Annotated in this window: 26 protein-coding genes and 1 pseudogene; 4 read left to right on the top strand and 23 right to left on the bottom strand. The window is 64.8% G+C overall.

Features of this window, described 5'->3' with window-relative positions:
- Positions 1-190: 190 nt before the first annotated feature.
- From paaK to paaA, 9 genes are all read right to left on the bottom strand, one after another.
- On the bottom strand, positions 191-1504 hold the full coding sequence (paaK, locus tag RT614_RS12835; RefSeq protein ID WP_313622468.1) for a phenylacetate--CoA ligase PaaK: 1314 nt from the start codon (positions 1502-1504) through the stop codon (positions 191-193).
- Positions 1505-1599: 95 nt separating this feature from the next.
- The gene (gene paaI, locus RT614_RS12830; protein WP_313622485.1) at positions 1600-2070 is read right to left on the bottom strand and encodes a hydroxyphenylacetyl-CoA thioesterase PaaI; all 471 of its coding nucleotides are present in this window, start codon (positions 2068-2070) and stop codon (positions 1600-1602) included.
- Positions 2070-2858, bottom strand: coding sequence for a 2-(1,2-epoxy-1,2-dihydrophenyl)acetyl-CoA isomerase PaaG (gene paaG / locus RT614_RS12825; protein WP_313622467.1), 789 nt, complete (start codon positions 2856-2858; stop codon positions 2070-2072). Before paaG ends, paaI begins: the two co-directional genes overlap by 1 nt.
- Positions 2859-2873: 15 nt before the next feature.
- Positions 2874-4538: a phenylacetic acid degradation protein PaaN gene (gene paaN, locus RT614_RS12820; protein ID WP_313622466.1), complete on the bottom strand. Its 1665-nt coding sequence runs from the start codon at positions 4536-4538 to the stop codon at positions 2874-2876.
- Between the two features lie 46 nt (positions 4539-4584).
- Positions 4585-5673 (bottom strand): 1,2-phenylacetyl-CoA epoxidase subunit PaaE, encoded by a 1089-nt coding sequence (gene paaE, locus RT614_RS12815; RefSeq protein WP_313622465.1) that lies wholly within the window; start codon positions 5671-5673, stop codon positions 4585-4587.
- A 14-nt stretch (positions 5674-5687) separates the two neighbouring features.
- Positions 5688-6194 (bottom strand): 1,2-phenylacetyl-CoA epoxidase subunit PaaD, encoded by a 507-nt coding sequence (paaD, locus tag RT614_RS12810; protein ID WP_313622464.1) that lies wholly within the window; start codon positions 6192-6194, stop codon positions 5688-5690.
- Positions 6191-6955, bottom strand: coding sequence for a 1,2-phenylacetyl-CoA epoxidase subunit PaaC (paaC, locus tag RT614_RS12805; protein WP_313622463.1), 765 nt, complete (start codon positions 6953-6955; stop codon positions 6191-6193). Before paaC ends, paaD begins: the two co-directional genes overlap by 4 nt.
- A gap of 16 nt (positions 6956-6971) precedes the next feature.
- Positions 6972-7256, bottom strand: a complete 285-nt coding sequence (gene paaB / locus RT614_RS12800) for a 1,2-phenylacetyl-CoA epoxidase subunit PaaB (protein ID WP_013392438.1) — start codon at positions 7254-7256, stop codon at positions 6972-6974.
- Positions 7257-7452: 196 nt separating this feature from the next.
- Complete coding sequence (paaA, locus tag RT614_RS12795; protein ID WP_191576623.1) at positions 7453-8442, bottom strand: 1,2-phenylacetyl-CoA epoxidase subunit PaaA; 990 nt, start codon at positions 8440-8442, stop codon at positions 7453-7455.
- Positions 8443-8616: 174 nt separating this feature from the next.
- On the opposite strand from paaA, the gene paaX reads away from it, so the two are divergent.
- Entirely contained in the window at positions 8617-9546 is a 930-nt protein-coding gene (gene paaX / locus RT614_RS12790) for a phenylacetic acid degradation operon negative regulatory protein PaaX (protein ID WP_313622462.1), read from the top strand.
- Positions 9547-9664: 118 nt separating this feature from the next.
- Here paaX and RT614_RS12785 read toward each other — a convergent pair whose 3' ends face one another.
- Both RT614_RS12785 and orn read right to left on the bottom strand, forming a co-directional pair.
- Entirely contained in the window at positions 9665-10300 is a 636-nt protein-coding gene (locus RT614_RS12785) for an NAD(P)H-hydrate epimerase (protein ID WP_313622461.1), read from the bottom strand.
- Positions 10301-10366: 66 nt separating this feature from the next.
- Entirely contained in the window at positions 10367-10912 is a 546-nt protein-coding gene (gene orn, locus RT614_RS12780) for an oligoribonuclease (RefSeq protein ID WP_313622460.1), read from the bottom strand.
- Between the two features lie 61 nt (positions 10913-10973).
- Here orn and RT614_RS12775 point away from each other — a divergent pair, with 61 nt between their 5' ends.
- Entirely contained in the window at positions 10974-12224 is a 1251-nt protein-coding gene (locus RT614_RS12775) for a M48 family metallopeptidase (protein ID WP_313622459.1), read from the top strand.
- Entirely contained in the window at positions 12221-13123 is a 903-nt protein-coding gene (gene rsgA, locus RT614_RS12770; protein ID WP_313622458.1) for a ribosome small subunit-dependent GTPase A, read from the top strand. Before RT614_RS12775 ends, rsgA begins: the two co-directional genes overlap by 4 nt.
- 72 nt (positions 13124-13195) lie before the next feature.
- On the opposite strand, the gene RT614_RS12765 is transcribed toward rsgA, so the two are convergent.
- Both RT614_RS12765 and rplS read right to left on the bottom strand, forming a co-directional pair.
- The gene (locus RT614_RS12765) at positions 13196-13927 is read right to left on the bottom strand and encodes a CoA pyrophosphatase (RefSeq protein WP_313622457.1); all 732 of its coding nucleotides are present in this window, start codon (positions 13925-13927) and stop codon (positions 13196-13198) included.
- A 124-nt stretch (positions 13928-14051) separates the two neighbouring features.
- On the bottom strand, positions 14052-14432 hold the full coding sequence (gene rplS, locus RT614_RS12760; protein ID WP_056567581.1) for a 50S ribosomal protein L19: 381 nt from the start codon (positions 14430-14432) through the stop codon (positions 14052-14054).
- A 351-nt stretch (positions 14433-14783) separates the two neighbouring features.
- On the opposite strand from rplS, the gene RT614_RS12755 reads away from it, so the two are divergent.
- Positions 14784-15659, top strand: coding sequence for a DMT family transporter (locus RT614_RS12755; protein ID WP_313622456.1), 876 nt, complete (start codon positions 14784-14786; stop codon positions 15657-15659).
- 170 nt (positions 15660-15829) lie between these two features.
- Here the strand turns inward: RT614_RS12755 and RT614_RS12750 are convergent, their stop codons facing one another.
- The 10 genes and pseudogenes from RT614_RS12750 to RT614_RS12705 all read right to left on the bottom strand — a co-directional run bounded on the left by RT614_RS12750 (position 15830) and on the right by RT614_RS12705 (position 25974).
- A complete protein-coding gene (locus tag RT614_RS12750) occupies positions 15830-16321 on the bottom strand; it encodes a hypothetical protein (RefSeq protein ID WP_313622455.1) in 492 nt (163 codons plus the stop codon).
- A gap of 401 nt (positions 16322-16722) precedes the next feature.
- Positions 16723-17946, bottom strand: a pseudogene (locus RT614_RS12745) (PA0069 family radical SAM protein); the annotation flags it as partial.
- Positions 17947-18160: 214 nt separating this feature from the next.
- Positions 18161-19459: a GTP-binding protein gene (locus RT614_RS12740; RefSeq protein WP_313622453.1), complete on the bottom strand. Its 1299-nt coding sequence runs from the start codon at positions 19457-19459 to the stop codon at positions 18161-18163.
- Positions 19460-19500: 41 nt separating this feature from the next.
- Entirely contained in the window at positions 19501-20409 is a 909-nt protein-coding gene (gene cysD, locus RT614_RS12735; protein ID WP_313622452.1) for a sulfate adenylyltransferase subunit CysD, read from the bottom strand.
- A 39-nt stretch (positions 20410-20448) separates the two neighbouring features.
- The gene (locus RT614_RS12730; RefSeq protein ID WP_313622451.1) at positions 20449-21192 is read right to left on the bottom strand and encodes a phosphoadenylyl-sulfate reductase; all 744 of its coding nucleotides are present in this window, start codon (positions 21190-21192) and stop codon (positions 20449-20451) included.
- On the bottom strand, positions 21189-22253 hold the full coding sequence (locus RT614_RS12725) for a sulfate ABC transporter ATP-binding protein (RefSeq protein ID WP_313622450.1): 1065 nt from the start codon (positions 22251-22253) through the stop codon (positions 21189-21191). Before RT614_RS12725 ends, RT614_RS12730 begins: the two co-directional genes overlap by 4 nt.
- Before the next feature lie 27 nt (positions 22254-22280).
- Positions 22281-23180 carry a sulfate ABC transporter permease subunit CysW gene (cysW, locus tag RT614_RS12720; RefSeq protein WP_313622449.1) on the bottom strand — a complete coding sequence of 300 codons (900 nt, stop codon included), beginning with the start codon at positions 23178-23180 and terminating at the stop codon, positions 22281-22283.
- Complete coding sequence (gene cysT / locus RT614_RS12715) at positions 23177-24067, bottom strand: sulfate ABC transporter permease subunit CysT (RefSeq protein ID WP_313622448.1); 891 nt, start codon at positions 24065-24067, stop codon at positions 23177-23179. The genes cysW and cysT overlap by 4 nt, the downstream gene beginning before the upstream one ends.
- Positions 24068-24090: 23 nt before the next feature.
- Positions 24091-25095, bottom strand: a complete 1005-nt coding sequence (locus RT614_RS12710; protein ID WP_313622447.1) for a sulfate ABC transporter substrate-binding protein — start codon at positions 25093-25095, stop codon at positions 24091-24093.
- A 237-nt stretch (positions 25096-25332) separates the two neighbouring features.
- Entirely contained in the window at positions 25333-25974 is a 642-nt protein-coding gene (locus tag RT614_RS12705; RefSeq protein ID WP_313622446.1) for a peroxiredoxin, read from the bottom strand.
- Between the last annotated feature and the right edge of the window lie 94 nt (positions 25975-26068).

Genomic DNA, 26068 nt, shown 5'->3' with positions numbered 1-26068 from the left:
ATTGACTCTCCTTTTTTCTCTCAAAAAGATGTCAACCAAAATCAGGACGGGTCACTCGAAATAAAAAAGGCAGCCATCGGCTGCCTTTTTTGACGTGCCCGGCAAGCGCTGCGCGGAACCGCCCGAAGGCGGGGCAGCCCCGTCTTCGAGGCTGCAAGCGCGCGTAGCGTCGGGCCTTCTCCTTGCCTTCTTACCTGGGCCGTTTGTCGATCACGCGGCGCGCCTTGCCGGTCAGCGTGCGTTCGACCTGGCCGGCGTCCGAGACCTGGATGCGGGCGCTGACGCCGATGTGTGTCTTGACGGCGTGTTGCAGTTGCTTGCCCAGGTTGGCGCGCTCGGCATCCGACAGGCCCGAGAATTCGGCGCGCACCTCGGTCAGGATTTCAAGTTCGTCCATGTTGCCCGAGCGCGAGAGCACGAGCTGGTAATGGGGCGCAAGCTGAGCAATCTTCAGGACCAGTTCTTCCACCTGCGTGGGGAACATATTGACGCCGCGCACGATCAGCATGTCGTCGCTGCGGCCCGTGATCTTGCCGATGCGGCGCATGCTGCGCGCGGTGGGCGGCAACAGGCGGGTCAGGTCCCGCGTGCGGTAGCGCACGATGGGCATCGCTTCCTTGGTCAGCGACGTGAACACCAGCTCGCCGGGTTCACCGTCGGCGACAGGCTCGCCGGTGTCCGGGTTGATGATCTCGGCGTAGAAGTGGTCTTCCCACACCACGGGGCCATCCTTGGTTTCGACGCACTCGCTCGCCACCCCCGGACCCATCACTTCGGACAGGCCATAGATGTCGACGGCGTCGATGCCGGCTTCCGTTTCGATATCCGCGCGCATCTGGCCCGTCCAGGGCTCGGCGCCGAAGATCCCGATACGCAGCGAACTCTGGCGCGGGTCTATGCCCTGGCGGCGCTGCTCTTCGAGGATATTGCAGAAATAGGACGGCGTGACCATGATGATGTCCGGACGGAAATCGCTGATCAACTGCACCTGCTTTTCCGTCTGTCCGCCCGACATCGGAATGACCGTGCAGCCCAGACGTTCCGCGCCGTAATGCGCGCCCAGGCCGCCCGTGAACAGACCATAGCCGTAGGCCACGTGCACCGTATCGCCGGGCTTGCCGCCCGCCGCGCGTATGGAACGCGCCACCAGGTTGGCCCAGTTGTCCAGGTCGCCCTTGGTGTAGCCCACCACGGTCGGCTTGCCGGTCGTGCCGCTGGACGCGTGAATGCGCGAAATGCGCTCGCGCGGCACCGCGAACATCCCGAACGGATAGTTTTCGCGCAGCTCTTTCTTGGTGGTGAACGGGAACTTCGAAATATCGGACAACTGTTTCAGGTCGTCCGGATGCACGCCGACCTCGTCGAACGCCTTCTTGTAGTGCGGCACGTTTTCGTAGGCATGCTTGAGCGTCCACTTCAAACGCTCAAGCTGCAAGGCCCGCAGCTCGTCCTGGCTGGCATGCTCGATGGGATCCAGTCCCGGCTTGCTCATGGTGTTGGGCATGATGATGTCTCTCCTGAATTTCTCTACGCCCCGGCCGGGCCGCGTGGTCTGCACGGCCCGGCCGGTGGCTTTCTCTCTTTAGGTGGGCTTTGCGGTCAGGCGTCCGTCGGCACTCCGACAATCTGGCCCTTGATACGGTAGGAACGGCCCCGGACCAGGGCCACGTTGCGGCCGTCCTGGTTGGTTACGGTGACATCGTAGACACCCGTGCGGCCGGCCAGCGAACGCTCCTGGGCCACGGCGGTCAACAGATCGCCTTCGAAGCCGGGCGCCAGGTAGTCGATCGTGCAGCCCGACGCGACGGTGCTGACATTGCGGGAATTGCAGGAGAACGCGAAAGCGCTGTCGGCCAGGGCGAAGATGAAGCCGCCGTGGCAAGTCTTGTGGCCGTTCAGCATGTCGGGCCGCACGCGCATGGTCAGCCGCGCATAGCCGGGCGCCATTTCCTCGACCTTCATGTTCAAGCCTTGCGTGGCCGCATCGCCGGCATACATGACCGAGCCGACGGCCTGCGCCAGCTCCTGCGGGTCGGCCGGCGCTTCAACGGGAGGAACGTGCACGGTCATCATTGCCCCTTGAACTGCGGTTCACGCTTGCCCAGGAAGGCAGCGACGCCTTCGGCGTAATCGGCGCTGCGGCCCAGCTCGCGCATCATGTCGCGTTCCAGGTCAAGCTGCGTGGACAGGTCGTTGCCCAGGCTGGCCTGCAAGGCGCGCTTGGTGAAAGCCAGGCCCTTGGTGGGCGCCGCAGCAAAATGCTTGGCCAGGCGCTCCAGCGTGGCATCGAACTCTTCGTCCGCCACGCATTGCCAGATAAGGCCCCAGTCTTCGGCCTGCTTTGCGCTGAGCTTGTCGCCCAGCAGCGCCAGCCCCATCGCCCGGGCACGTCCCACCAGGCGCGGCAGCGCAAATGTGCCGCCGGTATCCGGAATCAGACCCAGCCGGCAGAACGACTGGATGAAGTTTGCCGAAGCCTTGGCGATGACGATATCGCCGGCGAAGGCCAGGTTGGCCCCCGCCCCCGCCGCCACGCCGTTCACGCCCACGACAACCGGCATGGGCAACGCGTTCAGGCGGCGCACCAGCGGCGCGTAGAACTTGTCCACGGTCTCGCCCAGATCAGGCGGCGTGCCGTCCGCGGCGGGCTTGCGCTCGCTCAGGTCCTGCCCGGCGCAAAAGCCGCGGCCTGCTCCGGTCAGGATCAGCACGCGAGCGCCTTCGGTTTCAATGCGGGTCAGCGCGTCGGCCACTTCCGCGTGCATGTTGGCCGTGAAGCTGTTCAGCTTGTCCGGTCGGTTCAGCGTCAGACGCGCGATGCCGCCGGACAGGTCGAATTGGATATCCTGATAGCTCATTTGCGATCGTCCGGCTTAGATGTGACGGCGGGTTTGCACCACGCGGAAGCGGTTCGAGACGAATGCCGTGTCGGACAGCGCCGCATTGGCCGCCGGGTTCGCGCCCGTGCCGTGGAAATCGCTGAAAGCCGCCGTCTGGTTCACGAACACCGGGCCGGTCAGGTTGAGCGAGAGCGACACGCCCGACACTTCCGCCGCATCCTGGACCCGCTCGGCCACGCGGTCGTCCGTGGTGTAGGCGGACAGGGACAGGGCGCCATGCTCGATGACGCTGTCGCGCGCCAGCTTGATGCTGTGGTCGGTGGAATCGGTGGCCACCACAAACGCGATGGGGCCGAACCATTCCTGCGTGAGCGCCGGGTTGCCGGCCTCGGTGCGCAGCAGCAGCGGCGTGCGGACGCGGGCGTTTTCAAATTGCGGGTGCGTCAGCGTCTTGCTGTCGGCCACCACGGGCAGGCCCAGCGCGCGCGCCTTTTCGATGCGCTCGACGATGCCTTCGTTCTGGATGGCGCCCGTCAGTTCGACGGCCTTGGCGGCATCAGCGCCGACCTTTTCCAGCGCCACGCCCAGCGCAGCGGCCACGTCGTCGAAGCTGACACGGCCTTCCGGCGTGTTGATGCCGTCGCGCGGCACATAGATGTTCTGCGGCGCGGTGCACATCTGGCCGGAATACAAAGCCAGCGAGAACGCCAGGTTACGCGCCACGCCCTTCAGGTCGGACGTCGAATCGATGATGACCTGGTTGACGCCGGCCTTCTCGGTGTAGACCTGGGCCTGGCGGGCGTTGTTCTCGAGCCAGTCGCCATTGGCGGTGCTTCCCGTGAAGTCGACGATCTTGACGGCCGGATCCAGCGCCAGTTTCTGCGCGGTGTCGTCGCCGGCTTCGTGCGCGGCGAGTTGCACGACGTCGGGGTCGAACCCTGCTTCCTGCAGCACTTCGCGCGCCACCTTCACGGTGATGGCCAAGGGCAGGATCGCGCCCGGATGGGGCTTGACGATGACGGTGTTGCCGGTCGCCAGGCTGGCAAACAAGCCCGGATAGCCGTTCCACGTCGGGAAGGTGGAGCATCCGATCACCAGCGCAACGCCGCGCGGCACGATCGTGAACTGCTTTTCCATGCGGATGGGGTCGTTCTTGCCCTGCGGCTTTTCCCAGACGGACACGCCGGGGATGCGGGACATTTCCTGCCAGGCGTAGGTGACCGCCTCGAAGCCGCGATCCTGCGCATGCGGACCGCCGGCCTGGAAGGCCATCATGAAGCCCTGGCCGGTTGTGTGCTGGACGGCGTACGCAATTTCAAAGCTGAGCTTGTTCAGGCGCGACAGGATCTCCAGCGACACGCCAACCCAGGCGCGGGGCCCGGCGCGACGCCAGTCTTCCAGAGCGCGCTTGGAGGCTGCGATGAGCTTGTCGGCCGGCACACGCGGATACGTGATGCCCAGGTCGAAGCCGTAGGGCGACTTTTCGCCGCCTACCGTGCCGTCGGCGTCATGCAGGTTCAGCGGGAAAGGCTTGCCCTTCAGCGCTTCGAAAGCGGCGCGGCCATCGTCGTTGGCGGTTTCGCCATAGTTGCGCGGGCTGGGCGATTCGGCAAACGGGCTCCAGTAACCGCGCAGTGCGGCGGCAGCCTGGGCTTGTTCCAGCAGGGGCTGGTGACGTTCGAAAAATTTCTGGGACACGCTCGTCTCTCCAATAAGATTTGAATTCTTGCCTGCGCCGGCCGGCTCAGGTTTCCTGGTCGAAGTCGATGACCAGGCGGTCGCTGACCGGGAAGCTCTGGCAGCTGAGAATGAAACCGCGCGCCACTTCGTAGTCTTCCAGGGCGAAGTTGGCGTCCATGTCCACTTCGCCCTCGATCACCTTGCAGCGGCAGGTGGAACACACCCCGCCCTTGCACGAATATGGCAGTTCGATCCCTTGCGCCAGCGCCGAGTCCAGCACGCTTTCTTTGTTCTTGTCGATGACGAACATGCGGCTATGTCCGTCCTGCACCACGGTCACTTCGCATTGGCCCTTGCCGGGCGCCTGGCGGGCGTCCTGGCCGGTGCGCAATGCGCGCGGGCCCTTCGGCGCACCGAAGAGCTCGAACTTGATGTTCGCCTTCGGGATGCCGCGGGCCTGCAAGTGTTCAACCACGCTTTCCGTCATGGTCTGCGGACCACAGACAAAAGCGTAATCGATATCCTCCGGACTCATCCAGGCCGACATGAGCTGGTCGACTTTGTCCCCGTCCAGGCGGCCGTTGAACAGTTCGATGTCCTGGGTTTCGCGGCTCATCACGTAGACCAGCGAAAAGCGGTCCATGTAGAGGTTCTTCAGATCTTCGATTTCCTCGCGGAACAGCACCGCCGACGAGGCGCGATTGCCGAAGAAAAGCGTGAACTTGCTGCGCGGCTCGGTCGACAGCGCCGTCTTGACCAGGGAAAACACGGGGGTGATGCCGCTGCCCACCGCGAACGCCACGTAGTGGCGCTGGTTCTCGGGCGAGAAATCCACCGTGAAGTTGCCCGCCGGCGCCATGACTTCCAGCGTCTGGCCCGGCTGCAATTCATGGTTGGCCCAACTCGAGAACGCGCCTTCGTCCACCTTCTTGATGGCCACGCGCAGCAGCTTGTCGTGCGGCGCGGAACAGATGGAATACGAACGGCGCAGCTCTTCGCCGTTGAGTTGGGTGCGCAGCGTCAGGTACTGGCCGGGCAGGAAGGCGAATTCTTCCGTCAGCGCCTCGGGCAGGTCGAAGGTCACGACAACGGCGTCGCGCGTATTGCGCGCCACGGAAGCCACCTTCAATGAATGGAATTGGTTCTGGCTCATCTCGAAACCACGCTTTAGTGAGTCTTGAAATAATCGAAGGGCTCGTGGCAGGACACGCAGCGATAGAGCGCCTTGCACGATGTGGACCCGAAATTGCTGACCAGGCGCGTGTCGCGCGAGCCGCAGCGCGGGCACGCGATGGCGGGGCCAGCGGTGCGCCGGCTGATGCCGGAGATGTCGATGGCGCGCTCGGCGGGCGCGGCGATGCCGTAGCCCTTCAGCGCCTCGCGCCCTTTTTCGCTCATCCAGTCGGTGGTCCAGGCGGGCGCCAGGCGGGTTTCGACCCGGACCTCGCCCACGCCATGGCGTTCAAGCGTCTGCCGGATGTCCTGCGTGATTTCGCGCATGGCCGGGCAGCCCGAATACGTCGGCGTAATGACCACCACGCAGGTGTCACCGTCCCACGACACGTCCCGCACCACGCCCAGGTCCACCACGGACAGCACGGGGATCTCCGGATCGGGAACCTCCTGCAGCCAGGCATAGACCTGGTCGGCGGAAATGGGCGCGAGCGCGTTCACCACACGGCTCCCGGATAGGCGCGGGGCAGATGCTGCATTTCGGCCAGCACATAGCCCAGCGCCTCGGTGTGCCTGCCCTGGCGGCCGCCCCGGTGGGCAAGGTGGTTGGCGGCGGCCTCGTCGGGCACGGTAATCGTGGCCTCTTCCAACACTTCACGCACATGCGCCAGCCAGGACTGGCGCAGCGACGACAGTTCACAGCCGATTCCGCGCGAGGCCAGTTCCAGGTCGATGGCGTCATCAGCAAACAGTTCGCCCGTGAAGCGCCAGGCGTCGTCGATGGCGGCCTGCATCTTGGCGTGGCTTTCGGCCGTGCCGTCGCCCAGGCGCACCACCATGTCCGACGAACGGCGCACGTGATAGGTGACTTCCTTGATGGATTTGGCGGCAATGGCCGCAACGCGTTCGTCGGTCGACTTTTCCAGGCGTTGCAGCAGGAAGTAGTGCCAGACGTCGAAGAGGAACTGCCGCGCCATCGTGTCGGCGTAGTTGCCGTTGTCGCGTTCGACCAGCAGCGCGTTGCGGAACTCGTGAGTGTCGCGCAGGTAGGCCAGCGCGTCTTCGTCGCGGCCGGCGCCTTCGACCTCGCCGGCCAGGGTCAGCCACATGCGGGCCTGGCCCAGCAGGTCGAGCGCGGTGTTGGTCAGCGCCAGGTCTTCTTCCAGGATGGGGCCGTGGCCCGTCCAGGCCCCCAGCCGCTGCGACAGGATGAGCGACGAGTCGCCCAGGCGCAGCAGGTATTCAAAAAGTGCTTTGTCCATGTCTCCCCCGCCTGCCTTACATGTGCTTGATTTCTTCGGGCATCGGGAAGAAGGTCGGATGCCGGTAGACCTTGCTGTTGGCCGGCTCGAACAGCGGATCCTTGTCGCCAGGGCTGCTGGCCGAAATGTCGGACGCGCGCACCACCCAGATGCTCAGGCCCTCGTTGCGACGGGTATAGACGTCGCGCGCGTGGTTGATCGCCATTTCGGCGTCCGAGGCATGCAGGCTGCCCACGTGCTTATGCGCCAGGCCGTGCTGGCTGCGAATGAAGACTTCCCACAGAGGCCAGTCTTTGCTCATGATGGATTTCCTCTAATGCCGGGTGCGCAAGGCGCCGTCCGGTCTGCGATGAATAATGGATAAGAAGTTGCTCGTGGAGTCTTCCAGCGGGAAGCGCTGACGCCGCCAGCGCAGCCGCGCGGATCCGGCTCCGCCGGTCCGCTGCGGCGCCCCCTTGAGGGGGGAGCGCGCAGCGCTTCGGGGGTGGGCCTTCCCCTTAAGCCGCCTTGCGCGCCGACTGTTTGTCGGCGTAGGCGACCAGCGCATCGCGCACCCAGGCGCCATCCTCGTGCGCCTTGACGCGCGCCGCCAGACGCTCGCGGTTGCAGGGGCCGTTGCCCTTGAGCACGGCGTAGAACTCGCTCCAGTCGATTTCGCCGAAATCGTAGTGGCCGCGTTCGGCGTTCCACTTCAGGTCGGGGTCGGGGACGGTCAGGCCCAGGTATTCGGCTTGGGGCACGGTCTGGTCCACCATCTTCTGGCGCAGCTCGTCGTTGGAGAAGAGCTTGATCTTCCAGGCCATGGACTGGGCGCTGTTGGGCGAATCCGCGTCGGACGGGCCGAACATCATCAGAGCCGGCCACCACCAGCGGTTCAGCGAGTCCTGGACCATGGCCTTCTGCTCGGGCGTGCCGTGCAGGCACATCTGCATGAGCAGGTCATAGCCCTGGCGCTGATGGAAGGACTCTTCCTTACAGACGCGCACCATGGCCCGCGCATACGGACCATAGGAGCAACGGCACAGCGGGATCTGGTTGATGATGGCGGAGCCGTCGACCAGCCAGCCGATCATGCCGATGTCGGCCCAGCTGAGCGTCGGGTAGTTGAAGATGCTGGAGTACTTGGCGCGCCCGGCGTGCAGGTCGTCGATCAGGTCGTCGCGCGACACGCCCAGAGTTTCGGCCGCGCTGTACAGGTAGAGGCCGTGGCCCGCTTCGTCCTGCACCTTGGCCAGCAGGATGGCTTTGCGCTTGAGCGACGGCGCGCGGGTGATCCAGTTGCCTTCGGGCAGCATGCCAACGATTTCGGAGTGCGCGTGCTGCGAGATCTGGCGCACCAGCGTCTTGCGGTAGGCCTCGGGCATCCAGTCCTTGGCCTCGATGCGGACGCCGTCGTCGATGCGCCGTTGGAACGTCTGTTCCAGGCCCTCAAGCTGGTCCGCGGTCTTGACCTGCTTGACGCCGGTTTCGACGAGTTGAGCGTACATGTCTTGTCTCCTTGAGACGGTTTGCGAAAACGCAAGGCAAACGCTGCGCAGTGCCGTCATGTCATACAAGGATTATTTAATACAAAAAATTCATTGTCAAACTCAAATCTGTATCACATTGGATTTATGTATCATATCCAGGATCCCGATATCGGCCGCCTGCGCCCCCCCCTTATGGCAAACCCTCAGTCGTCCCTGGAACGCTTTCTGTCCCGCTTATTGAAAAGCGATCCGCCCCGGGCAAAGTCCTTGTGTGTCAGCGTGCTGGGCGATGCCCTGGCGCCCCACGGCGGCGCCATCTGGCTAGGCAGCCTGATCGAGCTTCTGGCTCCGCTTGGTATCAACGAACGCCTGCTGCGCACCAGCGTCTTTCGGCTGGTGGCGCAGAACTGGCTGCAATCCGAACGCCATGGGCGGCGCAGCCTCTACCTGATCTCGGAACAGGGCGCGCGCCATACTTCCCACGCGTCGCAGCGCATCTATGAAGGGGCCGCAAAAGACTGGAACGGCGAATGGACGCTGGTGGCGTTGCCGCGCACGGGCAATGGTCTGGCCGAACGCGGCGAGCTGCGCCGCGAACTCGTCTGGGAAGGGTTCGGCATGATCGCCCCGGGACTGTTCGCGCATCCCCACACCGAGGCGCGGGCGGCGCACGACATCCTGGACAAGCTGGGCATCCCGGACCGGGCACTGGTGCTGTCGGCCCGCGACCTGGCCGGGGCGGGCGGGCTGCCGATCGCCAGCCTGGCCTCGCAATGCTGGAACCTTGACGACGTGGCCGAACAATACCGGCAGTTCTCCCGCAACTTCGGTCCGCTGGAAAAGCTGCTCGATGAAGCGCCCTCCCCGTCCGAGGCCTTTATGGTCCGGGTCATGCTGCTGCATAACTGGCGCCGGATCGTCCTGCACGATCCGCAACTTCCCGGGCCAATGCTGCCCGACAACTGGCCCGGCCATGCGGCGCGGGAATTGTGCGGCCGCCTCTACTGGAAGGTGTTCGACGGCTCGGAAAGCCACCTCGATGCCTTGGCTGGACAGGACAACGAGCGCTACACCCCGCTGTCGGACGAGGTGAATTCTCGCTTTGGTGGTCGGCCGGCCTGAAGGCCCGCGAATCTCAGGCGTGATCGATCAAGCGCGGTCGTTTAGGCGCGGTCGTTTAGGCGCGGTCGTTTAGGCGCGTTCGTGCCGCGGCGCGGCGCTCCAGCCTGCCGGACTACCGCTATTCCCGGGTGGGATCTGCCTGGGGCGGAGCGACGCCCAGCGTAGCGAGATGGCATTCCCCTGCCGCGTCGCGCCCGGCTCCGGGTCGAGTCACCCCGTGACACGGGGCAATGAACGACAGCGTCCAGCGCGCCCGGACAGGCCTGCCCAGCGCCGAGCCGGTGTCGGCGTCGATGCCGCTGGGCACGTCCAGAGCCAACACGGGCCCCTGCCAGTCGTTGACGGTATCGACAAGCGACTGCCATGCCGCGTCCAGGGGTCGGTTCAAGCCGATACCGAACAACCCGTCGATGACCAGGTCCGGCGCAAAGTCGCCTGGCCACGCTTCCAGGGTGCGGCCGCCGCCCGCCTGCCAGCCGGTCCAAGCGCGGGCAGCGTCGGAAGGCAGCTTGTCAGAGCCGGAAGGCAACACCACCAGCACGTCGAACCCCTGCGCCAGCAGGCGCGAGGCCGCTTCCAGCGCATCGCCGCCGTTATTGCCGGGGCCGGCCAGCGCCAGGACGGACGTGGAGGGAGGAAAGCGCGCCGCGACAAAGGCGGCGGCAGCGGCGCCCGCCAGGGGCATCAAGGCCCGCCCCGAGGCCAGGGCGCTCTGTTCGGCCAGGCGGATCTGCGCGACGGAATAGGACGGCATGATGTCCAACGAAAGTGATGCGGCCCGGAAAAAACGGGCCGGCTCCGGCGTGCGCCAGGGGCGCGATCACACTTTCAGGAAGTGCTCGCGGTAGTACTTCAGTTCGTCGATGGATTCGTAGATGTCAGCCAGCGCCTCGTGGCGGCTCTTTTTCTCGAAGCCCTTGTACACCGCCGGAGCCCACCGGCGCGCCAGTTCCTTCAGCGTGCTGACATCCAGGTTGCGGTAATGGAAGAACTGCTCCAGCCGGGGCATGTACGCAAACATGAAGCGGCGGTCCTGGCTGATCGTGTTTCCGCACATGGGAGACTTGCCGGCCGGCACATGCTGCGCCAGGAACGCCAACAGCGTATCCTCTGCCTGCGACTCGGTGATCGTGGACGCCTTGACCTTGTCGATCAGGCCGCTCTTGCCGTGGGTGGATTTGTTCCAGTTGTCCATGGCGTCCAGCAGGCTGTCGGACTGGTGCACCACGATCACCGGCCCCTCGGCAACCACCGTCAGGTCAGGCTCGGTCACCACGACGGCAACTTCGATAATCCGTTCTTTCTCGGGGTCCAGCCCCGTCATTTCCATGTCGAGCCAGATCAGGCGGTTTTCGTTCGCAGCCATATAATTTGCCTATAAAACACGCGATTTTCGCACATCAATTCTCGAGCAAAACGCATTGCCCATGTTCACACTGCTGTTCGTTGCCTTCCTGCTGACCGATATTGCCGTGCGCATGTGGCTGGCTTCGCGCCAGATCCGCCATGTTGCCCGCAATCGGGAACACGTGCCCGCGGAATTCTCCCATCGCATCGGGCTGTCCAGCCATCAGCGCGCGGCGGACTACACGGTGGCGCGGGTCAGGTTGGGCATGCTCGAGCGCACCTATGACGCCCTGGTGCTCGTGGCGCTGACCTTGCTGGGCGGCCTGCAGTTCATCGATATGATGGTCAGCCAGCTTACCAGCAACGACTTCGTGCGGCAGATGCTGCTGCTGGTGGTGGTGGCGCTGGTGCTGGGCTTGATCGGCCTGCCCTTCACGCTGTGGCGGCAGTTCAAGCTGGAGGCGCGCTTCGGATTCAACCGCATGACGCCCGGGCTTTTCGTGGCCGACGCGCTCAAGGGCTTGCTGGTGGCGGCCGTGCTGGGCCTGCCGCTGGCGGCTGCGGTGCTTTGGCTGATGGGCAGCGCCGGCGCCTACTGGTGGATCTGGGCCTGGGCGCTGTGGACGGCATTCAATCTGGCGCTGCTGGTCATTTATCCGATGTTCATCGCTCCGCTGTTCAACAAATTCACGCCGCTGTCCGACCCTGAACTCGCGGGCCGCATCCAGCGCCTGGCGCAGCGCTGCGGCTTTGCGTTGAACGGATTGTTCGTGATGGACGGCTCGCGCCGATCAGCCCACGGCAATGCCTACTTCACGGGCTTTGGCCGGTCGCGGCGCATCGTGTTCTTCGACACCCTGCTTGCCCGCTTGAACGCCGACGAAATCGAGGCCGTGCTGGCCCACGAACTGGGCCATTTTGCGAAGCGCCACATCATCAAGCGCGTGGTCTTCAGCTTTGCCGCCGCATTGGTGTTCTTCGCCGTGCTGGGGTGGATTGCCCAGCAGCCCTGGTTCTACGTGGGACTGGGGGTGCTGCCGCAACTGGGCGGACGCAACGACGCCATGGCGCTGTTGCTGTTCTTTCTGGTGATCCCGATATTCACCTTCATGCTTACACCCCTGGCCAGTTGGTATTCGCGCCGTGACGAATTCGAGGCAGACCGCTATGCTGCCGAGCAGAGTTCGCCAGAGCGCCTGGTATCCGCGCTGGTGAAGCTTTATGACGACAACGCAGCAACGCTGACACCCGACCCCGTGCATTCCGCCTTTTACGACAGTCACCCTCCCGCCGCCGTGCGCATTCGCCATCTGATGGCGGGCGCCGCATGACCGCGCAGATGGAAGGCCGCATCATCGCCGCCCATGGACGGCACTACACCGTGGAGTTGGCGGACGGATCGCTGCGCAAGTGCTTTCCGCGCGGCAAGAAAGCCGGCGCCGCCGTGGGCGACCGCGTGAGCATCACGCCGCAGGGCAAGGACGAAGGCGCCATCGACGCCATCCTGCCGCGCAGCAATTTGTTGTACCGGTCCGACGAAATGCGGTCCAAGCAGTTCGCGTCCAATGTAGACCAACTGCTGATCGTGGTCGCCGTGCGGCCTACATTTTCGGACGACCTCACCGGGCGCGCACTGGCCGGCGCATGGAGCGCGGGGATTTCGCCGCTGATCATCTTGAACAAGACGGATCTGACCGACGAGTTGCCGGCCGCCCGTGCGCGGCTCGCTCCCATCGCCGCGTTGGGAGTCGACGTGATAGAACTGAGCGCGCTCGAGCCCGAAAAAGTGCAGACACTGCTTGCGCCGCGTTTGGCCGGACACACGAGCCTGCTGCTGGGGCAAAGCGGCATGGGCAAATCCACGCTGCTCAACGCCCTGGTGCCCGATGCCGCGGCCGCCACGCGCGAACATTCCACCGCGCTGGACATGGGCAAGCACACCACGACCAGCACGCGCCTCTATCACCTGCCGGCGCCGGGTGGCGACCTGATCGACTCGCCGGGATTCCAGGCCTTCGGGCTGCAGCATCTGACCCGCGACGACATCATCCGCGGCTTTCCGGAGTTCACGAAACCCATCGAGGAATGCCGCTTCTACAATTGCTCCCACCGGCACGAGCCAGGCTGCGGCGTGGTCGCGGCATTGCAGGCGGGCAAGATCGATCCGGCGCGCTACGCCTTGTACGAACGCATCCTGGAAGAAAACCTGGCGGGCCAGCAGCGTTATTGATCTGGCGGCAGGCCCAACGGCACACGGCCCCTTCCGGGGCCGTGTTCATTTGCGGTGCGATGCGCGGATAAGTCAGCGCGGCGTGAAGCCGTGGCGCAGCAAGTGATAGAGATTGCGCAGCATGCCCGCGGTGGCGCCCCAGATGAAGTGCTTGCCGTACGGCATGCCGTAATACTGCCGCACCCGGCCATCGTCGAGCCTGGCTTCGTAAAGGCGATGATTGGCGGGGTCCATCAGGAATGTCAGCGGTACTTCGAAGACCTCGGCGACCTCGAACGCATCGGGCGCCAGCTGAAAACCCGGGCGCACCAGCGACACCACCGGAATAATCGAAAATCCGGTCGCGGTGAGATACGGCGGCATGCTGCCCAGAACTTCCACATGGTTGGCGGGCAACCCGGTTTCCTCGTGCGCCTCGCGCAGCGCCGCCGCCTCGGGCGTCGCGTCGCTGGTCTCGATGCGGCCTCCGGGAAAGCTGATCTGGCCGGCGTGATCGTGCAGATGGGCCGCGCGCTGGGTCAGCATGATGTGCACCCCGTTGTCGCGCGTGACCAGAGGGATCAGCACGGCGGCGGGAACCGGGGTGCCTTCGCGGCCCGGGTAGCGCAGATCGTTGTCGCGCGACAGCTCGAGCGTCCAGGTGGACGGCTGGCTGAGCGTGCCCCGCAGGGAATCCGGCGTGAGCAGGCGGGACGGCACGGCCGGCAGGGACTCGTTGGCCACTACCCAAGGTTGCGTCGCCGGATCAAAGCCCGGACGCGCCAGCGGCCGTCGCGGCCGCCCGGAAGACGAGGTATCAGACATGCGGCTCAGAAAAAAGAAAAAAGGCACCCTCGCAGGTGCCTTTTTAACCCGGAAACCCGTGCCGGACGGAAACGCGGGAGGGCGTGAGCGTCCGACACTGGCAGGGCCGTGTACCGATAAGCGATCAAGCCGCCGAGGCTTGCTTGCTGACCAGCTTTTCCTTGATACGCGCCGACTTGCCCGAGCGCGAACGCAGGTAGTACAGCTTGGCGCGGCGCACGTCGCCGCGGCGCTTCACTTCGATGCTGGCGATTTGCGGCGAGTACAGCTGGAACGTACGTTCCACGGCTTCACCCGACGAAATCTTGCGCACGGTGAACGCGGAGTTCAGGCCGCGGTTGCGCTTGGCGATGACAACGCCTTCGAAAGCCTGCACGCGCTTGCGGGTGCCTTCAACGACGTTGACGCTCACGATGACGGTGTCACCAGGAGCAAATTCAGGCTTGGCTTGACCGCCGGTCAGACGGGCAATTTCTTCCTGTTCCAGGATAGCGATGAGGTTCATTAGAACTCCTAGATCATCATGTCTTTGCGGGCTAAGACTTTTGCCGTTCAATGTTGTGCACGCTCGGCTTTCACGTGACCAGATGAACTGGCCACATCCAGCCTGATGCGTGTGCATTGCAGCCGGCGCGCGGTGGTTTCCGTTTTTGGGGTGGCCAAAGGGGCTGCCCCTTGCGGAAAATTCCCGTTCGCTACGCTGCGATACTGTGCCGCAAGCAGAGGATGAGATTTGGCAAACCAATGATTCTACATCAAAAATTCCCCGGGGCGTCGGTTAACATGTGCGCCTTCTGCGCGGATTGCGGTACCCTTCCGTCTTCCTGTAACAAACACGTCATCTGACGCTGTTCCCATGTCGTATTCGTCCCTGATATTGGTCGTCCTGGCGGCGATGGCCCACGCAACGTGGAACTTGCTTGCCAAGCGCGCGGCCATGGTGGGCGCTCCGTTCGTGTTTGCATACGGCCTTTGCGCCTCGGTGCTTTATGCACCGTGGGTGATCTGGGTGCTGATGCACGACGGCATGACATGGACCTGGCCGGTCGTGGCCGCCATCCTGACCTCCAGCCTGTTGCATCTGGGCTACAGCCTGTGCCTGCAGCGCGGCTATCAGGTGGCCGATCTGTCGGTGGTGTATCCGATCGCGCGCGGCACCGGCCCCCTGCTTTCCACCACCGGCGCCTTTCTGCTTTTGGGCGAACCCGCCACCAGCACCGGCATCGCCGGCATGCTGTGCGTGGTCATCGGCGTACTTCTGATCGCTACGCAGGGACGGCTGGCAATCTTCCAGCATGCGCAGGCATGGGTGGGCGTACGCTGGGGCGTCGTGATCGGGCTGTTCATCGCCGCCTATACGGTGGTGGACGCGTACGGCGTGAAGGTTCTGCTGATCAGTCCGGTACTGTTCGACTGGTTCACCTGCGTGACACGCACCGCCATGATGACGCCGCACATGCTGCGCCGCCCTGCCCAATCGTTGGAAGCCATGCGCGGGCACTGGCACCTGGCGCTGGCCGTGGGATTCTTGTCGCCGCTGGGCTACATCCTGGTGCTGTACGCACTGCGTAACGGCGCGCCGCTAAGCCTGGTTGCGCCCGCGCGGGAGATGTCCATGATGCTCGGCACACTTGCCGGCATGTTCCTGCTGCGGGAGAAGGTCGGCATCGGCCGGCTGGCCGGCTGTCTTTCCATTCTGGCGGGCGTCATCCTGCTGGGCGCCACGCGATAGCTGGATAGCTGCTTGAGCGTTGCTTGATGGCCGCCTGAGTGGCTGCCTTCGCGGCGCCTTCCCGCTGCCTGCGCGCAGATTGAGCACTGTCCAACCGCTGCCGATCGCGGTTCGAAATTTGCCTGAGCCGCGGACTATCGGCTTCGACTCGCCGTACCCGCGTCTGGCAATCAGAAGCCGCCTGCCACGCCCAGCCACATCAAACCGGGAATCATCGCGCCCCAGGCAAGAACCAACAGCACGTCCGTTACCATGGCCTTCATGGTGAGTTGGGTAGCGGCCGGGCTGGACTTGGCGTCTGCAAGGCAGTGATCACGGGCTACCGGCGCGGCGGACAGCGAGGGCGTGATTGGGGCTGCGGTCGGAGCTGCGGGGACGACAATCGGCGCTTCGGGCGCGGCGATGGGTGCCGCGGGGGCGATGCGAACGTCGCCTGCCGACGCGGAATCCGGTGCGGGCGTGGGCGGGAATGGCCAACGGGCCGGCATGCCGCTGGAGCGGACGCGCTGACCTGACGCAGCGCCGGCTCCCGATGCCCCCCACGGCATGGCCACGCCGGTGAACCGTGCGCAAAAGGCCCGCGCGCGGTTGACGCCGCGGCGCAGCGGATTCAGGGAGACGACAAGCTCATCCGGCAATACGGAAAAATCAGCGGTGTTCATGAGAACTCCTTGGATAAACGTTCCTGCCGGGGCGATAGGCCCAGGCATGCACCCGCGGCAACAAGAGCCAGCGGTCAATCGAACAAAGACAACTGGCCAGCCGCCATGGCGCGCAATTGGCGCGCACCGCGCCCATATGCGCCGCTGACCGCAGGCAAACCGCCAGGAAAAGGGACCCCTGAAGACGCTTTCGCGCCAGCCGGGGATTGGAAATCGGTAGCATCGCCGTGAGCGGCGGGAGCAACGTTGGAGGCGGGCGATCCGGCGGCCGGCGATCCGGCGGCCGGCGATCCGGCGGCGGGTGATCCCGCGGCAGGCGCCCCTGCAGGCGATCCGATCGCCCCCAGCATCGCAGCGCCCTGCGAACCCGCAGCCCCCGCCGCGCCGCTCGCGTCAAACAAGGAGGCCGAGGCGCCCTGCCCGACCGGCGGCACGAAGCGGCTGCAGTCCAGCGACAGGCGGGTGCGGTTCAGGCCAAGCTTGCGCGTGGCGACGGCGAAGCGCTGACGCAGCAGGTCGGCCCAGATGCCGGTGCCGCGCATGCGGGAGCCAAAATTGGGATCATTGCGGCGGCCGCTGCGCAGGTCTTCGATACGGTGCAGCACGCGCTGCGCGCGGTCGGGATAGTGCGCGTTGAGCCAGTCCTCGAAGAGGGTCTTGACCTCCCAGGGCAGGCGCAAGACGGTGTAACTGGCATAGTGCGCGCCGGCAGCCTTGGCTTCCTGGAGGATGTGCTCCATGGAGTCGTCATTGATGAACGGGATGACCGGCGCCACCAGCACGCCCACGGGCACGCCGGCGTCGGTCAGGCTGCGGACGGCCTCCAGCCGGCGCCACGGCGCCGCGGCCCGGGGTTCCAGCGTGCGCGCCACGCCGGCGTCCAGCGTGGTGATGCTGACATAGACGACCACGAGGTTCTGCGCGGCCAGCGCGGCAAGCAGGTCAAGGTCACGGGCGACCAGCGCGTTCTTGGTGACGATGGTGAGCGGATGCCGGGTTTCCAGCATCAGTTCGAGCATGCCCCGGGTGAGGCGCCAGTCGCGTTCGATGGGCTGGTAGGCGTCTGTGGCGGAGCCGATATTGATGGGCGAAGGCTTGTAACCGGGCCGCGCCAGTTCCGCCCGGAGGGCTTGCACGGCGTTGGCCTTGGCGATGAGGCGCGTTTCGAAGTCCAGCCCGGGGGAATAACCCAGGTAGGAATGCGTGGGCCGGGCATAGCAGTACACGCAGCCGTGTTCGCAGCCCCGGTACGGATTGGCCGCCACTTCAAAGGGAATGTCCGGGGAATCGTTGCGCGACAGGATCTTGCGCGCTTCTTCCGCGGTGACGGTGGTTTTGGGTGCGGATGGCGCCGAACGCGTATCCGGCAGGATGGGAATGACCGCAGGGCCCGCCGAAGCGCCCGGCGCGCAGACCGGCGCGTCAGAATCAGGGGAAAAATCGGGGACGGAATCGATGAAATCAGCCGGCAGACCGGACGAAGACCAACCGTCGTCGACCTGCACGCGGTCATCGCGTTGGAAGCGATGCCGAACATTAGTAACCGCACCCCGACCGCGCAAGGCGGCGGGGGCGGCAGCCGGGGACCCAGAACCGGCGGGAAAAGAATGATCGGTGCGTGCCATAAAAACTACTGTACAAAAACACAGTGGTTTTGACAAGCACCAAAAGCCTTTTCGTAAGACAGCCCAACTTTACCGCAAGAAGAAGACAACGTCTGAACAATTCGTTTTCATCTTGCGATATCGCCCGGAAACCCGCGCCGGCATTGGCTTTGGACGAAAAACAACATCAAATTCCGAGGCCTGGAAGCCACGTTTTCGCGGCCCTTGTGGTGGTTTACCGCAACATGCCGGCCGCAGCGGTTTGATGCGTGGCTTCATCGATCAGGATGAACGCGCCGGTGGCCGCGACGTCGTCATAACGGTCGACCGCAAGGGCCTCCCGTGTCGTGAGCGTCACGCGTCCGATGTCGTTCATGCGCAGCGTGCCTTCCGTGTTCTCCACTTCCTGGAGTTCATGGATGTCCCGATGCGACAACACCGCGCGCACCTTCGCCGACGTCAGTCGCGTGCCCGACTTCAGCAGATACTTGCGCGAGGGATTGAGCGCCTGAGCATCCAGCCAGCACAGCTCTGCCTCGAACTCGCGCGACACCTGCGCCGGCGCCGACGTATGCACGATCACGTCGCCGCGCGACACGTCGACATCGCGGTCCAGCACCAGCGTGATCGAATCGCCCGCCACGGCTTCATCAAGCGCGCGGTCGAAGGCGCGCACCTCGCGCACCACGGCGGTCACGCCGGACGGCTGCACGGTGACTTCATCGCCCGGGCGCAGCACGCCGCTGGCGACGCGGCCGGCGTAGCCGCGGAAATCGTCGGTGCGATCACCGCCATGCCGCGCCACCCACTGCACCGGAAAGCGCAGCGGCAAGGCCCGGCCGTCGCCCGACAGGTCCAGCGATTCCAGCAACGCCAGCAGCGGCTGCCCTTCATACCACGGCGTCTTCGCGGACAGCGTGACGACGTTGTCGCCGCTCAATGCCGACAACGGCAGCGCATCGAAATGCGCAATGCCCAGCTTGCCCGCCAGCTCCGCGTAGGCATCGCGGATGCGTTCGAACACGGCGCGGTCCCAGTCCACCAGGTCCATCTTGTTCACCGCCACCACGATATGGCGGATGCCCAGCAGGCGCGCAATGGTGCTGTGGCGCTTGGTCTGCGGCAGCAGCTTGCCGTCCGCGGCGCGCGTCGCGTCGATGAGAATCACGGCCACGTCGGCGGTGGACGCGCCCGTCACCATGTTGCGCGTGTACTGTTCGTGGCCCGGCGCGTCGGCGATGATGAACTTGCGCGACGGCGTGGAAAAGTAGCGATAGGCCACGTCGATGGTGATGCCCTGCTCCCGCTCGGCCTCCAGGCCGTCCGTCAGCAGCGAGAAATCGATGCCGTCGCCCGCGACGCGTTTGTGCTTGGCGCGCGAGATCGCATCCAGCTGGTCTGCGAAGACACCTTTGCTGTCATAGAGCAGGCGTCCGATCAGCGTGGATTTTCCGTCGTCGACGGAGCCCGCCGTGATCAGGCGCAACACGCCCGTGTCGGCGCCGGAAAGAAAAGAGTCGTTCAGTGCATTCATATGAGTCCCCAGGCGCCGGCATGCGCCGGCGCGTCGTGCATTCAGAAATAGCCTTCCTTCTTGCGGCGCTCCATCGAGGCCTCGGAAGTCTGGTCGTCCATGCGCGTGGCGCCGCGTTCGGTGATGTCGGTCACCGCGGTCTCGGCGATGATGGCCATGGTGTCGGCGGCGTCCGACGCCACCGGGCAGGTGCAGGAAATGTCGCCCACGGTGCGGAACCGCACCGGCAGGCGCTCGACCTGTTCGCCCTCTGCTGGCGGCGTGAGACGCGTGACGGGCACCAGCAGGCCCTTGCGGCGCACCACTTCGCGCTCGTGCGAGAAATAGATCGACGGCAGCGCAAGCTGCTCGCGCTGGATGTACTGCCAGACGTCCAGTTCGGTCCAGTTCGAAATCGGGAAGACGCGCATGTTCTCGCCGCGATGCACGCGGGTGTTGAACAGGTTCCACAATTCGGGACGCTGGGCCTTGGGGTCCCATTGGCCGAATTCGTCGCGGAACGAAAAGATGCGCTCCTTGGCGCGCGCCTTTTCTTCGTCGCGACGGGCGCCGCCGATGCAGGCGTCGAAACCGAATTCCTCGATCGCCTCGAGCAGCGTGACGGCCTGCGCCGCGTTGCGCGAATCGGTCTCGCGCCGCAGGACGACGCTGCCGCGCTTGATCGAATCCTCGACGCTGCGCACGATCAGGGTTTCACCCAGTTCGGCGGTGCGCGCGTCGCGGAAGGCGATGACCTCATCGAAGTTGTGGCCGGTGTCGATGTGCATCAACGGGAACGGAAAGCGGCCGGGCCGGAAGGCCTTCTCGGCCAGGCGCAGCAGCACCACGGAGTCCTTGCCGCCCGAGAACAGCAGCACGGGCTTTTCGCTTTCGGCGGCCACTTCGCGCAGGATGAATATTGCTTCCGATTCCAGCCAATCCAGGTGGCTGCGTTGGATCACAGCAGACATAGGTATTCCCCTAAAACAGATTTCGAATTCATGGCCGCGTCAATCGACGCGCGCCGCAATATTGATGACCCGGTTGCCCGCATGAAGGCCGCATTCCTTGGAGTCGGACGACTCCCACCACCAGCGGCCGGCACGGAGGTCCTCGCCGGGCCGGATGGCGCGCGTACAGGGTTCGCAACCGATCGACGGATATCCCTGGTCGTGCAGCGGGTTGTAGGGAATGCCAAGCGCGCGGATGGCGGACCAGACGTCCTCCTCGCTCCACTCGGCAAGCGGGTTGAACTTGTAGAGGCCAAACGTGGTGTCGTCTTCTTCCAGCGGGAGTTCGCCGCGTGTGGTCGACTGCGCGCGTCGCTGGCCGGTGATCCAGGCGCCGCGGCCGGCCAGCGCGCGCTTGAGCGGCTCGACCTTGCGGATCTGGCAACAGGCCTTGCGCAGTTCCACGCTTTCATAGAAGGCATAGGCGCCATGCTCGGCCACATGCGCGTCGACCGCGGCCGCCACCGGCCGATACACGGTGATGTCACGCCCATAACGTTCACGCACGGCATCCAGCACACCCAGCGTCTCGGCATGCAGCCGGCCGGTATCCAGCGTGAAGACTTCCAGATCCAGTCCGCTGTCGTAGATGGCGTGCGTGAGCACCATGTCTTCGGCGGCCAGGGACGAGGCCAGCGCGGCGTCCGGGTGGCGCCGCTGGATCTCGGCCAGCCGCGCCGTCAGTTCACGCCAGCGCGTCGCCAGGGCGGTGTCCAGTTCGGCGGAGATATCGGTCGTGCTCATGGCTGCACCGCGAAAATGCGCGCCCGGCGCGGACGCGCGAGCAGGATCTCGCCGTCACGCAGGTTCAGTTCCTGGTACAGCGACTCGGGCACTTCGGCTTCGATGATGGCGTCCCCGTCCTGGCGCGCAAGCTCCAGGTAGGCGCTGGGCCCGGCCAGATAGGCGTGCGCCAGCCGCACCGGGATGCCATCAGCCCCGGCGCGATAGCGTTCGACCTCGAATTCGTGGGGACGCACATACGCCGTGGCGCGCTGCGCATCCGCTTGCGCCAGCTCGGGAGCCGGCAGCGACAGCCCGGCGCCTTCCCACACGCCACGAGCGGCCGTTCCTTGAAGCTGGTTCACGTCTCCCAGGAATCCATAGACGAAGGGCGTCGCCGGGGCTTCCCAGACCTCGCGCGGAGTCCCCACCTGTTCGATGCGGCCCGAGTTCATCATCACCACCCGGTCCGACACTTCCAATGCCTCTTCCTGGTCATGCGTGACGAACACGCTCGCGACGTGCAATTCATCATGCAGCCGGCGCAGCCATCGACGCAGTTCCTTGCGGACCTTGGCGTCCAGCGCGCCGAAGGGTTCGTCCAGCAGCAGGACGCGCGGCTCCACCGCCAGGGCGCGCGCCAGGGCGATGCGCTGGCGCTGCCCGCCCGACAACTGCGCCGGATAACGATCGGCAAGCCAGTCCAGTTGCACCAAGCTCAGCAGGTCGTGCACCTTGCGCTTGATCTGGTCTTCCGACGGCCGCAGCGAGCGGTGCTTGACGCGCAGTCCGAAGGCGACGTTCTCGAACACGGTCATGTGCTTGAACAACGCGTAGTGCTGGAACACGAAACCCACCTGCCGCTGACGCACGTCCACGGCGGTCGCGTCCTCGCCCGCGAACAGCACGCTGCCCGTGTCGGCCGATTCCAGCCCCGCGATGATGCGCAGCAATGTGGTCTTGCCACAGCCTGACGGCCCCAGCAGCGCCACCAGCTCTCCTGTCTCGATGTGCAGGGACACGTCGTTCAGCGCCCGGAAGTTCCCGAACCGCTTGGATAGATTGCGAACTTCGATACTCATTCCTGTCTCCTAGGCCGGCGTATCGCGTCAGGCGATCGCCGGTTTGATGGCCGCCGCGGGGCCGGGATACTCCACCGGCTGATCGGCGCCTTGCAGCAGGCGCGCATTGCGCCACTCGACCACGTTCTTGGCCACCAGCGTCACCAGCGCCAGCAGCGCCAGCAGCGAGGCAACGGCAAACGCCGCCGAATACTGGTATTCGTTGTAGAGAATCTCCACGTGCAGGGTCATCGTGTTCGTCAGCCCCCGGATCTGGCCGGACACCACGGACACCGCGCCGAACTCGCCCATCGCCCGCGCGTTGCACAGGATGGCCCCGTACAGCAGGCCCCACTTGATGTTGGGCAGCGTCACGCGCCAGAAGATCTGCCAGCCGCTCGCGCCCAGCGTCAGCGCCGCCTGCTCCTCTTCGCTGCCTTGCGCCTGCATCAGCGGAATGAGTTCGCGGGCCACGAACGGAAAGGTCACGAACAGGGTCGCGAGGATGATGCCGGGCACGGCGTAGACGATCTTGATGTCGTGCGCCTGAAGCCATTCGCCGAACCAGCCCTGCGAGCCGAACAGCAGCACGAACACCAGGCCGGCCACGACCGGCGACACCGAGAACGGCAGATCGATCAGCGTGATCAGGAATTGCTTGCCGCGGAACTGGAACTTCGTGATGGCCCAGGCGGCGGCGACGCCGAACACCAGGTTCACCGGCAAGGCGATCGCCGCGACCAGCAGCGTCAGGCGGATGGCGGCCCACGCGTCCGGCTCGACGATGGCTTCCAGGTACAGTTCCCATCCCTTCCTGAAGGCCTCGGCGAACACCGCCGCCAGCGGCACCAGCAGAAAGAGCGCCAGGAATCCCAGCGCGATGGACAGCAGAACGCCGCGCACCCAGCGCGGCTCGGTCAGGTGAGCGGGACGATCCGATGCGCTCATGAAAGCCTCCCCAGGCCGCGGCGCGCCTGCCAGCCCTGCAACAGGTTGATGATCAGAAGCAGGACGAACGACAACACCAGCATCACGGTCGCGATGGCGGCCGCGCCGGCGTAGTCGAACTGCTCCAGCTTCGAGATGATGAGCAGCGGCGTGATCTCGGACACCATCGGCATGTTGCCGGCGATGAAAACCACCGATCCGTATTCACCGACCGCGCGGGCGAACGCGAGTGCAAAGCCCGTCATGAGGGCCGGGGTGATGGTCGGCAGCAGCACGCGGCGGAACGTCTGCCAGCGGTCGGCGCCCAGGCTCGCGGCCGCCTCTTCGATCTCGCGCTCCACGTCTTCCAGCACGGGCTGAACCGTGCGAACCACGAAGGGCACACCGATGAAGATCAGCGCAATGACGATGCCCAGCGGCGTGAAGGCCACCTTCAGGCCGAACCATTCGGACAACGGGCCGCCCAGCCAGCCCTTCTGCGAATACAGCGCGGTCAGGGCGATGCCCGCCACGGCGGTCGGCAGTGCAAAAGGCAGGTCGACCAGCGCATCGAGGATCTTCTTGCCGGGAAAGCGATAGCGCACCAGGACCCACGCGACGACGGTGCCGAACACCAGGTTGACCAGCGCTGCGATGAACGAGGCGCCGAATGTCAGCTTGTAGGACGCCAGCACCCGCGGCGCGGTCACCGCGTCCCAGAAGCCCTGCCATCCCAGGCCAGCGCTCTTGATCGGCAAGGCGGCCAGGGGAATCAGAACGAGCACGCTGAGATACAGCACCGCGTACCCCATGGAAATGCCGAATCCGGGCAACACACCCGGGCTGTTGCGCCGAACGGCAAAAGGCGCTTGCGCGCCGTTTGCCGTCGGATTCGAGGCGGTAGTCATGGCCGTCGTCCGCTCGCTGTCCGTTATTTCTTTTGAGGCTGGTAGATCTGGTCGAAGGTGCCGCCGTCGCTGAAGTGATCCTTCTGCGCCTTGCGCCAGCCGCCGAAGATCTTGTCGTCGATGGTGACGAGCTTGACCTTCGGGAACTTGGCCTCGTACTTGGCGGCCACCGTCTTGTCCAGCGGACGGTAGTAGTTCTTCGCGATGATCTCCTGCGCGGCGGGCGTGTACAGGAATTCCAGGTAGGCCTGCGCGGCGGCGCGGGTGCCCTTCTTGTCCACGACCTTGTCCACCACGGCGACAGGCGGCTCGGCCAGGATGGACAGCGACGGCACCACGATGTCGAACTTGTCCGGACCGAGTTCCTCCAGGGCCAGGAAGGCTTCGTTTTCCCATGCCAGCAGCACGTCGCCCACGCCGCGCTCCACGAACGTCGTGGTCGCGCCGCGAGCGCCCGTGTCCAGCACCGGCACGTGCTTGAGCAGGTCGCCGACGAAGGCGCGGGCCTTGTCCTCGCTGCCGCCATTCTTTTCCAGCGCATACGCCCAGGCGGCCAGGTAGTTCCAGCGCGCGCCGCCCGAGGTCTTCGGGTTGGGCGTGATGACCTGCACGCCGTCCTTGATCAGGTCGTTCCAGTCCTTGATCTGCTTGGGGTTGCCCTTGCGCACCAGGAACACGATGGTGGACGTGTACGGCGAGCTGTTCTGCGGCAGGCGGGCCTGCCAGTTCTCGGGCAGCAGGCCGCGGTCGGCGATGGCGTCGATGTCGTAGGCAAGCGCCAGGGTCACCACGTCGGCTTCCAGCCCGTCGATGACCGAGCGCGCCTGGCGGCCGGAACCGCCGTGCGACTGGCGGATCGTCAGGTCGACGTTCGCCTTTTCCTTGTATTGCTTGACGAAGGCATCATCGATCGCGCGGTAGAGTTCGCGCGTCGGATCGTAAGACACGTTCAGCAGCGTCTGCTTTTGCTGCGCTTGCGCCGGCGAAATCGCGGCAAGTGAAACTGTCACCGCGGCCAACGCGGCCATCCAAGCGGCTTTCCTGAAAGACATCCCTTGCTCCCTGTGTTTTGCAATGTGGAGGCAAGTGTGCTGGCTGGCCGTTCTGAACGGAACGAATCATTTTTTGGTTGCTCATCGCTGTCAGGCATATAGGACGCCGGTCCCAACAAGCAAAAACCGCCGCAATCCTCTATGAAGATTGCGGCGGTCCGGGCGGCGAAACGCCGCTTTCGAGCCAGGGGGACAACCCCCCATTTTTCGAATTTACTTATTCGGTTGCGGCGTAATGCGCAGGTACGGACGCACGGCCTTGTAGCCCTTCGGGAATTTTTCCTTGATCACGGCTTCGTCCTGCAGGGACGGAACGATGATCACGTCGTCGCCGTCTTCCCAGTTCACGGGCGTGGCGACACTGTGGCTGTCGGTCAGTTGCAGGGAATCGATGACGCGCAGGATTTCGTTGAAGTTGCGTCCGGTGCTGGCCGGGTACGTGATGGTCAGGCGCACTTTCTTGTTGGGGTCGATGATGAACACCGAACGCACCGTCGCCGTGGCGCTGGCGTTGGGGTGGATCATGTCGTAGAGCTCGGAAACCTTGCGGTCCTTGTCGGCCAGGATCGGGAAGTTGACCGTGGTCGATTGCGTGTCGTTGATGTCCTCGATCCACTTGGTGTGCGAATCGGCGCCGTCAACCGACAGGGCCAGGACCTTCACGTTGCGCTTGGCGAACTCGTCGGCCAGCTTGGCGGTGTAGCCCAGTTCGGTGGTGCAGACAGGCGTGAAATCGGCCGGATGCGAGAAAAGCACTCCCCAGCTGTTGCCCAGATATTCATGGAAGCGAATCGGGCCGGCCGAGGATTCCTGCTCGAAATCGGGGGCGGTATCGCCCAGGCGTAGTTGACTCATGGTCTCTCCTGTACGGGTATTCAGTTATGGGGCTGGTCGTCGTCACATCATGTGGGACGGCGCAGGGTCGCGTGTCCTGGCGGAGGTTACCGCG

This window comes from Achromobacter sp. (assembly GCF_032102605.1).
Classification (GTDB): Bacteria; Pseudomonadota; Gammaproteobacteria; order Burkholderiales; family Burkholderiaceae_B; genus Achromobacter.
This window is presented reverse-complemented; position numbering and strand designations above follow the sequence as displayed.